Genomic DNA, 12,181 nt, shown 5'->3' with positions numbered 1-12,181 from the left:
CAAGGCGGGGTTTTTTTATGGGATTTTGTAATCGATACTGATGGTACTCGTCGACCGGATAAGGCGTTTACGCTCTCATCCGGCAAACGGTTTTATTTCCCGCCCGACGTGCGACGCTGCAGCTGGTCGCGCAGGTTCGGCGGCGTACCTTTGATGGTCAAAGTATCTGTAGCCGGATCCCAGAAAATACGTTCACCCAGTAACATGGCGTCGAAGTTGATGGTTAACCCACCGCCGCTTCCGGCAAATTTGGTTAACTGACGCAGCGTACTGCGATCCGCCGGAAAGCTCTCTTCCAGCTCGTAGCCTTTATCTGCGGTAAATTCGCTGAAGCTGACTTCACTGACGCCGGAAAGCTCTTTGGACAGCGACTCCAGCTCGATCTCTTCACCGGCTTGTAGCTGTTCGTTGCAGTAGCTGTACACCTGCTGACGCACGTTCTGGCGTTCAGCTTTATCGAGCTGCGCCTCGGCAGTAAAGTCATCGACCGCCTGCAGCAGGCCACGGTTTTGCGCTTTGGCATTCAGACCTTCGCTGGCACCGAGGAAATCCATAAAGAAATCGGCGACTTTGCGCCCTACCCGCCCTTTCAGGAACGTCAGATAGCGCGTGGACTCCGGATTGGTTTCCCACTCGGTTAAATCAATACGCGCCACGATATCCGCATGATTGATGTCCAGATAGTGCGTCGGATTGATATCCAGATTTTCATTGACGCGCATGCTACTTAAATTGTTCAGCACGGCGACCAACAGATACTCTACCGCCAGATAACGGTAATGGCAGAACAGGACAATACCGCCGTCGGCAAAAGGATATTTCGCCAGCTCGTCCCGCAAGCGTCCGGTCGCGGCACGACTAAATGCCAGAAAATCCTCTTCACCCTGACGCTGTAAACGCAGCGTTTGCGCCAGTTCACTCTCTTCGCTAAACAGGCCATAGGCTTTATTCTTGGCGCTATACACCCGGTGCAGCTCAGCCATCATCTCGACAACCGTCGCTGTCGGTTCCAGTAATGAATCGCGCAAGACCAGCTCAAGGTTCTGCTCGTCACGTTTGATAAGCTGGTGCAGGGCAATCTGGTTGATATCCAGACTCATGATAAACTCTCCTTTTAGACCGGGCGGTATTCAACCACCTGCCGGGCAGTGACGCAATAGAAGATAAAAAAGCAGAAAAAAAACTGTCTGTACGGTAATATGTTGCCCTTTCATGAACAGACTGATTTCGATTTATGCCACAAATTTCCCGCTATAGTGACGAACACGTTGAACAACTGCTGAATGAGATGCTCAACGTACTGGAAAAACATAAGGCGCCAACCGATCTTTCCCTGATGGTATTGGGAAATATGGTGACTAACCTTATCAATACAAGCATCGCACCGGCCCAGCGCCAGGCGATTGCCAACTCTTTTGCCCGCGCATTGCAGTCTTCGGTAAACGACGACCAAGCGCATTAAGAGCCTGCTCCGGGGAAACGAACAACAGTTTATGGTAACTCATCGTCAGCGCTACCGTGAGAAAGTCTCCCAGATGGTTAGCTGGGGGCACTGGTTTGCCTTGTTCAACATTCTGTTGGCCATGGTACTCGGTAGCCGTTACCTGTTTGTCGCCGACTGGCCGACAACGCTTGCAGGGCGTGTTTATTCCTATGTAAGCCTGGTCGGACATTTTAGTTTTCTGGTGTTTGCCACCTATCTGCTAATCCTGTTTCCTCTGACGTTTATCGTCATGTCCCAGAGGCTGATGCGATTCTTATCAGCCATTCTGGCGACAGCAGGTATGACGCTGTTGCTCATCGACAGCGAAGTGTTCACCCGCTTCCACCTGCATCTCAACCCCATCGTCTGGGAGCTGGTCATTAACCCTGACCAGAATGAAGCGGCGCGTGACTGGCAACTGATGTTTATCAGTGTGCCAATCATTCTGCTAATCGAAATGCTGTTTGCGACCTGGAGCTGGCAGAAACTGCGCAGCCTGACGCGTCGCCGCCATTTTGCCAAACCGTTAGCCGCATTCTTCTTCATTTGCTTTATCGCCTCGCACGTGGTGTACATCTGGGCTGATGCCAACTTCTATCGCCCGATTACCATGCAGCGCGCAAACCTGCCGCTCTCTTACCCGATGACGGCGCGTAAGTTTCTGGAAAAACATGGTCTGTTGGATGCGCAAGAGTATCAACGCCGCCTGATTGAACAGGGTAATCCGGAAGCGGTCTCCGTCCAGTATCCGCTCAGTGAGCTGCGTTACCGTGATATGGGAACGGGTCAGAATGTCCTGCTGATCACCGTTGACGGTCTGAACTACTCGCGCTTTGAACAGCAAATGCCTGCTCTGGCAGAATTTGCCGGGCAGAATATCTCCTTTACGCGCCACATGAGTTCGGGAAATACTGCCGACAACGGGATTTTTGGCCTGTTTTATGGCGTTTCACCAAGCTACATGGACGGCATTTTGTCGACCCGAACGCCTGCCGCGCTAATCTCTGCGCTGAATCAACAAGGCTATCAGTTGGGATTGTTCTCCTCTGATGGCTTCACTAGCCCACTGTATCGCCAGGCATTGCTGTCAGACTTTTCGATGCCAAACGTGCAAACGCAATCTGATCAACAAACTGCAAGCCAGTGGATTAACTGGCTGGGCCGCTATGCGCAAGATGATAACCGTTGGTTCTCATGGGTTTCCTTTAACGGAACGAACCTTGATGACAGCAACCAGAAGAATTTTGCCAAACGCTACGCCAGCGCGGCGCAAGATGTGGATGCCAACATCAACCGTATACTCAGCGCCCTGCGTGACTCCGGCAAACTGAACAACACGGTGGTCATTATTACCGCGGGCCGGGGCGTGCCGTTGACGCAGGAAGAGAATAACTTTGCCTGGTCGCGTGGCCATCTACAGGTGCCTCTGGTTATTCACTGGCCGGGAACACCTGCGCAGCGTATTAATAGCCTGACCGATCATACTGACCTGATGACAACACTGATGCAGCGCCTGCTCCACGTCAGTACCCCAGCAAGCGAGTACTCACAGGGTCAGGATTTGTTTAATGCAACACGCCGCCATTACTGGGTCACGGCAGCTGACAGCAGCACCATGGCCATTACCACACCAGAGATGACGCTGGTGCTTAATAACAACGGTAATTACCAGACCTATAATTTACGCGGCGAGAAAATTAAAGATCAGAAACCGCAGCTAAGTTTGCTGCTGCAAGTGCTGACGGATGAGAAACGATTTATCGCTAACTGATTAATTATAAATCAGTTAGCAGTCCATCCTCTTGCATTCGTGGTGGAAAGCAGTAGTATTAGCAGCCATAAGTGTCGGCACGTAGCGCAGCCTGGTAGCGCACCGTCATGGGGTGTCGGGGGTCGGAGGTTCAAATCCTCTCGTGCCGACCAAAATTCCCCAAAAAAACCAACCTTCTACGGTTGGTTTTTTTATGCCTGTTTTCTGTATGGGGAAGCAATGGGGAATTATCGGGGAAAAACCCCGGCGCATATGTGAAGGATCTTTGGTGAATTTAGGAACCAGTGCATCGCTACGTTTATCGGCATTCTCCAGCTTGATAAGTCATTAGCAGTTGCTAATGACTTATCACCGTTCTTAATTTTCTCAACGGCCTTATCAAGTTTGTCTGAAGATGTTGCACAAAGGAAATTATTCTCAACAACAACTACTTACGATTATATTTTAGTACTTGTAAATAGAGCAGTAGCCAAACTCCTGCCCCTCCCCACACACCAACAATTGCACCAATTTTTCCAGCTAAGATATATTCCGAAAAGGGAACATCTCCTTTACTGATCAGCCAGGTACTAGCAACCATTCCAATAGAGAACGTAACTGCCAGTATAAACACCAACTTAATAAGTTCTAATAGAGGATGTTTCATTTACTATCTCCATTAGCTTCTTTTTGCGTCACATTGCCAGTCCATTCTGAGATTACAGAACCACCAAAACCACCCAGTATACCAGGGTATGGGCTCATTTGACCGCCCTGATATATACCGTATCCGATAGATTTTTCCGAATATTTCAGTGAATACTTACTGGCATCCATTCCTAGCTGATTTTTTATATACTGTGATTCAAACTTATTAGTAATTGAAGCACCAATATTATAGCCAAAACCTGTACCGGCCATACTGCCCACTACTGATGCGGTACTGTCCTGGCCTTCAATCTGACTGCTCATGTAAGCGCTACCGGCCCCTAACAACTGGTTAGCGTAATATCCTTTCCTGGCTGTACCTACACCAGTTAAGCCTGACATCATGAAACTGAGGTAATCGAACTTCTCACCGGTATTGCCGGTTGCAACCTGGACAGCCCCATTTGCTCCGTAACTCAGCCCGGCACTAACAAATTTTTCCGTCAGCGTGGCTGATGACGTTAACAACGAACCCGCTCCGGCAACCGTACCCCAATAATTTTCTGGCTCACCGAAGAAAGCCAGAGCTCTATCACCCTGTGACGTATTGCTATTCAGATAGTTTAAGTCGTAGCGGTTACCTTCAATGACGTAGTCCTTCACATCCGGGTTTTCCAGCGAACCATACAGCCAGCCAGGCCGACCTGCCGCGCTAAGTCCGCCCTCAATATTCCATTTATCTTCCCCGGACAGCGCCGTCAGAGGGTCGGCAGCCAAATCAATATGCAATTTCAGCCGGTTATCAGCACTAATTACAGCATACTTGTTCTGAATATCTCCGCATTCACGACCGGCTTTACGACAGGCAGTCATTTCTCTGTCAAAAGCATGAGCCTCGTCGTAGCTCAGATAGTTATTCTCAACAACAACTCTCTCTGACGCGCATTGTGGTGACGAAGACGATTTTTCCCTGTGCTTTCCGTCAGTTACAGTCATTTTTTCCTGCTGCACTTCCGGCGGGACAACTTTTTGCCCCGACGCGCCTTTTTCGCCCGAACACGCTACCGCCCTGGCGAAGCTCCCACCAAGTAAATAGTCTCCTGTCATTCAACATAATGCAGGGAGATTATACGCAGTTCAGAAGGACGAACCGCGCAGACGGTTAAGATATTAACCGCCTGCGCTTCCTTTTATTTTATAAAACAGTATGTTAATAGCGTTAATCGTTCATCAATGCAGAGTTCCAGAAAAGATCATCATGTACAGTAAATTGTATTTACTTCAACCTAACGCCAAGCCGTATTTTATCTGTTGGAAATAAAGGTTGCAGGATCACATTCTCGTTAAAAATAAACAGCTTTGGTGACAATGCTGTTACATCATAAATATTTTCAAAAACCAGTCTTAGATTTGTTTTGAAAATAGGTATATCTGCATTATCTGCAATAACATATACATCCTCATTTTTTAGAACTGCCTCATTCAGAAAGTCGTTAACAGTCTCAAAATCTTTAAAGTCAATTTCCGACCATAATATATTCCCGTTAGCAGATGGGTACTTATTAAAAATACCCATTACTCTTACTTGATCTTTTTCATCAAGCACATTGAAATCAGCGCTAAGTGCTTCTTTACACTCATCAAATAGAGTCATAAGCTTACCTGTTCAATTGCTTCAATATGGTCTCAAAGGACTTTTCATTACCATCAAATGGTATTACTTGTTTAACAGCCTTTCCGGGGCCTTTTCCTTGAGAATAATCCCATATATTTATATGAGTGCCTTTTTCAGGATCATAGTCTACTCGCCAGCCAACTTTACCATCGCTGGACTGACGACCAATAACTTTTCCATTTCCGGCGCTTACTTCTAACCGACCAATGACGGGCTTTGAATCAGCGCCTAAGTTACCAACAATATCTAAAGCTTTATTACGAGCACTTTCCCAGTTTTTCTCTGGTTTAAGCACTGTTTCGATTCGATTGTTGGGCTGATTATCAGATTTAGCTTTGCCAATTCCTGCGGCAGCACCCGCCGCATTTGCTATTGCCGCATGCCCAAAAATACTGGCAAGTTCAGTATCTGTCTCTTCCGAACCACCCAGCATTTGTGCACGATAAATCAGTGAGTTGATGGAACCATCGAAGTTTGACTGCGCACCACGAAGATTTATCCATTCCTGCTTCTCTGCCGGAGTCAGCGAGTCAATACCTTCATTGCGTGCTTTGGCTGCCAGTTCATCACTTCTGGCCCGTATGTCTGACTGCCATTGCTTCATTTCCTTCGCAACAGCCACGCACTCCCTGACAGTCGAACAGGAGTTTATCTGTTCCTGAACTTTGTCATACTCTTTGGCATATCGCTCACGCACACTGGCTTTACAGCTACTGTTGTTGCCACAGGCAACCAGTTCTTCGCTACGGCTTTTCTGTTGAGCAGCACTGAGCGAGTTATTCTCAACCGCATTTTTCCCGGCCTGCGCCCCGGCAGCCGCCGACGCCGTGCTATCGCCCGACAGACCACCGGCCATCCCTGCTGATATCGTTGCCAGCGTGCTGATGGTCTGCTTCTGATCCTCACTCAGTTGCGACAGGTCAGTCACATCAGGATACAGCATACCTGCAATCGCCCGGGCCGCAAGTTCACCCGTTGCCGCACCCGCTGCGCCCGCCGCCGCGCTGTTGCCCTGCATCGCCGCCACTGCGCCGCCCAGTATCGCGTGGGCAATAACATTTACCGCAGTATTGCCCTCTGTCGATTTAAGCAGATGCGCCAGCTCCGGTGCCGATGCCCCCGCCAGCGCGGCCCCCATATCACCGCCAGCCAGCCCCTGAAGCGCCGCCGTTGCCGCCTGAATCCCCCGCTGAATATCGCTGCCCGTGCCATACTTCGCCAGTTCTTCCTTATACTTCGGCGTATCTTTCAGCTTATCCGCAGGCAGATTCGGATTGTCCCTGCGCGCCTCTTTCAGCGCATTTATCTCTCCCTGTGTTCTTGCAATATCCGCTGCCTGACCGCCAATATCACTGATGAGACTTACCGTCTGCAGCCGCTTCTGCTCTTTCTCTTTGTCAAAAATCGGGCTGATGCTGTCGTTCGCATGTTCCGTATCACGGCTCAGACCGGATACATCCTGCTGCTGGTTCGCTGTATCACGAACCGTAATTGTTCCTTCCGCTACCGCCGCCTGCGTAGTTCCTTCCGCATGCCCGCTGTTGCCTCCGGCTGATATCATCCCGCCAGGCATATTGCCTTTGAACGCGTCACCGCCAAAAGAACCGCCGCCGCTCAGGCTGACACCTGAATGACTGACCTTAAAATCCGCTTCGTTATGAATGTCCCTGAACCCCAGCGTTCCGGTATCCAGGCTGTTTTTGTCCCCCGTTGCCGTCGAAGCGATTACCGCGCCATCCAGTTGCGTGTGACGTCCCACCGTCACATCAAACCCGCCATCGCCGGCAAAAAGCCCTGTCTGCTCCTGAACCGAGTCATAAGTGCTTTTCATCTTGTCCTGGCTGGCGCTGATATAGCCCGAACCGGTCATGCTACCGAAGGTAAAACTGCCGCCTGCCGCTACGCTGTTCTGCTTCGATTTGTAGTCGTTGCTGTCCTGCTGGCTGCTCATCCACAGGTCGCGACCAATATCCGCGACCACTTTATCGCCGCTGACCTGCGCGCCATTCAGAAGGGCATCGCGACCACTGGTCATCGATACAATGCCACCGCTGTCCAGCGTGGTCTCCGTCCACGCCGTGCCGTTACCCTTCTCATGTCCTTTTGCCGCATTCACGTTGGCGAAGACGCTGATACCATAGCCATTGGTTCCTCCGCCAATGCTGACCCCTACACCGCCGCCGCTGCTGCTATTTTTCCCGGTTGTCTGTTGAGTGTTTGCCGCACCGCTCAGTACGATATCATTCGCTGCTGCAAGCGTGGTGTCCCCACCCGCCTTTATCTGGCTGCCGCCGATCAGAATATCGCCGCTGTTCCCGCTCTGACCTTTACCCGTCGCCGTAATAGCCAGATTGTTGCCTGCATTCAGGGTGCTGCCTGCCACAGTATCACTCCGGGCATGCTGCTCAGACTTTGATTTCTGGGAAGTCAGAGAAATGCTGACGCCTATACCGTTATTCGGATCGCCGCCAGCCTGAGCAACTGCAACCCCCTGCGCAGCCTGCACGCCGGAAAGCGCCGCTTTCGTTGCCTTCAGAGCCGCAAGACGATCGTCACTCTCATCTTTCGCATCCTGCGCTGCTGAAACCGCGCTGTTCACCGCACTGCCCACAGCCCCTGACAACGCCACCGTCAGTCCGCTGGTTTTCTGCTCAAACTTCTCATCACGGGTGCGTTTGTCGTGTCCCGGTTCAATAAGTACACTATCGCCGCCAACAGCAATATCTTTCTGGGCGATGATATCCGCGCCGCCGATATGTGCCTGCTGGCCTGCGGTGATACTGACGTTGCCCCCCGTAGAACCGACCGTACTGAAGCTCTCGCTTTGGGTGGTGCCTTTTTCGCGCAGATCGTGCGTCGTTTTACTGCTACCGATGGTGAAGCCGATCCCGCCCGACCCCATCAGCCCGCTCTTTTTCGTCTCTTTAAAGCGCCATGAGGTATCCGTATTGGTGGCAGCAACGATATCCACATTGTTGCCAGCCCCCAGCGCCACATTGCCGTCACCGGCAACGGCTGAGCCCTGTACCAGAATGTTATTCCCGGCGGCGACAGTCACATTGTCCCCGCTCAGCAACGCGCCTTTTTCCCGCGTAGCACTGTCTTCTTCAATCGTATGGGTAGTCTTTTTACTGAGGAATCCTTTTTTGGTTTTCGTGGTTTCCTGGTAGTGATAATCGCTCTCTGTGGCGGTCGTGAGATTCACATCCCGGCCTGCCGTGACGCCGATATCGCCCTGCGCCGTAACATCCGCTGCCTGCGCACTCACATCGCGCCCGGCGATAATGACCGTGTCGCCACCGCTGGCAATTTCCGTCCCCTGCTGGCGTACGGCGTCATTGACCACGGTTTTCTTCTTCGCACGATAGCTGTTGCCGTCGGTTGTTGCTTCAGCCAGCAGGTTAACATCACGCCCGGCCAGCAGACCCACATCATTTTCCGCTGCCAGCCCGGCCGCGTGAGAATTAATATCCTGACCCGCTTTCAACACCAGATTGTCACCCGCTGAGACGGTGGTACGGGAAAGCCCGGTGCTGTGCGATTCACTGCCGCCGTTACGGCTATTCTGCTGAGTGGTGGCCGCATTCAGATTGAGATCGTTACCCGCTGTAAGCTGAGCATTCCCCCACGCGTTAACATTGCTGGCGGTGACGTTGAGGTTATTCCCGGCATTGATACCGAGGTTACCGCCCGCGCTGATGGTGCTCCCCTGCCAGTCCACGGACGAACGACCGGTCTCTGTAACCCTGCGTCCGGAATGGCTCCGGGCATCGTTAATCTGGTTGGCATTTACCGCAATATCTCCCCACGCAGCCATCAGCAATGAGCCACCCGCAGAGAGATTCGCGCCAGTAACGGTGATATCCTTGCCTGCCGAGAGCGACAATCCGTCCTGCGCGGTAATGGACGCCACAGAACCTAGCAACGTATCTTTAAAGCTCACATTGCGGTATTTGTCCCTGGCACTTACATCAATCTGCTCCGCCAGCGTCAGGTTATTGATGTTGCCGCCCAGGCTTTCCAGCGTCACCGTTTTTCCGCTAATGGCGGAGCTGACGTTGTTGATATCGCCAATCGCACTCAGCTCAAGGTTGCCCCCGGCCTGCATCAGACTATTGTTAAGGTTGCTGATGCTGTTCTGACTGTCGAGAGTGAGATCTTTTCTCGCCAGCAGCGTACTGCCAGCGTTGGTGATATTCCCGCTGGTAAGCTGAACATTATTCCCGGCAATGACGCTACCGTTGCTCACCGTGATATCTTTCGGCGAGAGATACAGCTTCGGTATCATTACCGTCTCACCGTTGACGGTCGCGGCTTCCCACCACAGCATGCTGTGCTCAAGGGACGCTATCTGATCGGCCGTCAGGGCCACCCCAAATTTCAGCCCCAGCGACTGCTGGGTACTGGCAGCGCTGTCCATCAGATAACGCATCTGCTCCAGGTCAGAACCTATACCGTTGATGTAACGACTTCCCGTCTTATTCAGCATGGCGTTACTGACATAGCGGGTATCGAACGCCGCATCACCGAGGAAACGGTAGTCATATTCCGGGTTCAGTTTGAGACGATCGAGCATATAGGCCGATCCCAGAAACTGGTTTTGATCGGTATACGCAACGTTAGTTTCACGCGGCGCTTCGCCCGGTTTGATACCCAACATGGCATTCAAATCACCAAACAGGCTGGGATCGAGTTGACCAAGGCCATTCAGTTTCGGGTTGACGTTGATCAGGTACGGGCTTTTCGGATCGTCGGAGACGACGAAATAACCGTTCTTTCCGGAAGGCAACGGATACGCACTGGTATCCACCGTTTTGCCCTGATTTTGCCCGGCGGTATTCACGCCCTTCTCGCCTGGGTTAATCAGGCCATTGAGTTGACCGAGGCTGGCATCACCTTTCTGCGTGGTAGAAACAGAACTGAGCGTGGCGTCTGATACGCCACCGCTTTCCAGCGCGCCGCCGCCGGTAATCTGCTGTAATGCATCCTGCAGTTGGTCGTTCCACTGTGGGGAGCTGACGCTCACCGTGTCATTGCCTGCCAGCGCCTGCTTTTGCACCCCATTACTGAGGGTTTGGTTGCTGAGAGTGTTGAGGGTTGGCACAGAAATAGTGGTGCCAACTCCACTGTTCGCTGTGATGCTGGTATTACTAATGTCATTAGTGAAAGTCGCTGTAATATTCCCACCCGCACTAATTACTGAGCGGTATGACTCACTATCAGCTGTAAACTCCTTTTTAATTTCCCCTAAAACATACGGAACCCCTATGTATTCGAAGCCATCTTTATTGGGTATAACCAGTCCTCCGTAAGTATCAGTGGACTGATACCATTTACCGTATCTGGGATAGCCCTTAAGTCTCTCAGGGGTTAAATTGCAATTATCAGAGAACCACTCACACCGGTATTCAGCCTCTTGATAAACGATTTCATGCCCGGCTTCGGCAGAAAGATTATTCAACGAATCTCCTCTCAGTAATGCCTCTCTGTCCGAAAGAATATGGCTTGCACGGTTATCCATTATTGTAGCGTTGATAACAATATCCCTACCTGAGGCAATACGTGCGGCATCCCCCGTAGCATTCGCTTCAACTATTGATTCACTTAATATAAAACGACGAAGATCATTCCCAACTAAAAGATACTTATATCTATCGTGGCAGATCTGACTATTTCCGGCGCAACGTTCTCCCCAAAAGCTCCAGATAATATTTTCAGGTGATTTCAGCCATTCCTGCAGACTAAGCTCAACATCCGGCTTTTTCTTACCATCACCAATCGTGATTGGAAATAAAAATGGTCCCGAAGGTAATGCATTAGAAAAATCCTGCTTTCTCTGACTGATAGTCAACCCATCCCGCTGGTTCAGCAGATGCCCGGTTTTGATGGTGATATCACCGTTCTGGGTTTCGATATTGCCGGAGGTGTTGACCACTTCGCTGTTGGCATTTCCCGCCGCATCTCGCTGCATCCACAGATTGTTGCCTGCGAGGATATCGCCGCGCTGGTTGGTAATGGTGTTGGCATAAAGCGCCAGATTATTTGCCGCGTACAACAGCGCCGTATTAACGATAGCGCCTGGTGCATTGAGCGTCAGAGAACCACGCGTGCCGGTGAAACCATCGACTGAAATATTACCGCGACTGGTCAGCGTAATATCCCCACCACCCTGTAACGTTCCGGCGGCATTGAGCGCCACGTTGCTGCCGCTGAGGTGGCTCGCTCCGTTGCCCGTTGTGATTTGCCCGTTATTGCTGAGCTGCCCGCCCGCCGTCAGGTTGAGAGACTGCCCCTGAAGCACGCTACGGTTGTCGATAGCACCCTCGCTGGTCATGGTCAGCGTTTTACCCGCGGCAAACGCGCTTTGCGCAGTAAAGCCATTCACCAGTTTCAGCGTCAGATTACCCAGCGCAACCACCTGCCCCAACGCATCCAGCCCGTGGCTTTCAACGGTCAGATCGCCACCGCTGAACAGTTTGCCTGCCGCATTCTGATTAACCTGACTGGCATTAACACTCAGTTGCGAGTTGCCCAACAGCGTACCGTTATTCGTCACCTGCGTGTATTTCACCGCCAGCTGACCGGCCTGCGTCGTTCCCTGGTTGGTAAAATTGTTACCTGTAAG

The 12,181-nt window shown here is 51.4% G+C and carries 7 protein-coding genes and 1 tRNA gene; 3 read left to right on the top strand and 5 right to left on the bottom strand.

Annotated features, from left to right (window positions below):
• Positions 1-92: 92 nt before the first annotated feature.
• Entirely contained in the window at positions 93-1,100 is a 1,008-nt protein-coding gene (yejK, locus tag FDX03_RS05165) for a nucleoid-associated protein YejK (protein ID WP_005129293.1), read from the bottom strand.
• A 134-nt stretch (positions 1,101-1,234) separates the two neighbouring features.
• On the opposite strand from yejK, the gene FDX03_RS05160 reads away from it, so the two are divergent.
• The 3 genes from FDX03_RS05160 (at position 1,235) to FDX03_RS05150 (ending at position 3,406) form a co-directional block, all read left to right on the top strand.
• A complete protein-coding gene (locus tag FDX03_RS05160) occupies positions 1,235-1,462 on the top strand; it encodes a YejL family protein (RefSeq protein ID WP_003027506.1) in 228 nt (75 codons plus the stop codon).
• Between the two features lie 31 nt (positions 1,463-1,493).
• Entirely contained in the window at positions 1,494-3,254 is a 1,761-nt protein-coding gene (gene yejM, locus FDX03_RS05155; protein ID WP_061068183.1) for an LPS biosynthesis-modulating metalloenzyme YejM, read from the top strand.
• 75 nt (positions 3,255-3,329) lie between these two features.
• Positions 3,330-3,406 (top strand) — tRNA-Pro (locus FDX03_RS05150).
• Positions 3,407-3,681: 275 nt separating this feature from the next.
• On the opposite strand, the gene FDX03_RS05145 is transcribed toward FDX03_RS05150, so the two are convergent.
• The 4 genes from FDX03_RS05145 to FDX03_RS23055 form a co-directional block, all read right to left on the bottom strand.
• Positions 3,682-3,900, bottom strand: coding sequence for a hypothetical protein (locus FDX03_RS05145; protein WP_061068184.1), 219 nt, complete (start codon positions 3,898-3,900; stop codon positions 3,682-3,684).
• Positions 3,897-4,988 (bottom strand): hypothetical protein, encoded by a 1,092-nt coding sequence (locus tag FDX03_RS05140; RefSeq protein ID WP_005129296.1) that lies wholly within the window; start codon positions 4,986-4,988, stop codon positions 3,897-3,899. Before FDX03_RS05140 ends, FDX03_RS05145 begins: the two co-directional genes overlap by 4 nt.
• 169 nt (positions 4,989-5,157) lie before the next feature.
• Positions 5,158-5,535: a hypothetical protein gene (locus FDX03_RS05135; RefSeq protein WP_115643151.1), complete on the bottom strand. Its 378-nt coding sequence runs from the start codon at positions 5,533-5,535 to the stop codon at positions 5,158-5,160.
• A gap of 4 nt (positions 5,536-5,539) precedes the next feature.
• A partial coding sequence (locus FDX03_RS23055) for a hemagglutinin repeat-containing protein (protein WP_249356995.1) occupies positions 5,540-12,181 on the bottom strand: 6,642 nt, incomplete at its 5' end.

Source organism: Citrobacter sp. wls827 (genome assembly GCF_005280875.1).
GTDB classification, from domain to species: Bacteria; Pseudomonadota; Gammaproteobacteria; order Enterobacterales; family Enterobacteriaceae; genus Citrobacter; species Citrobacter youngae.
Note: the sequence above shows the minus strand (reverse complement) of the source record. Positions and strands in the feature narration are given on the sequence as shown.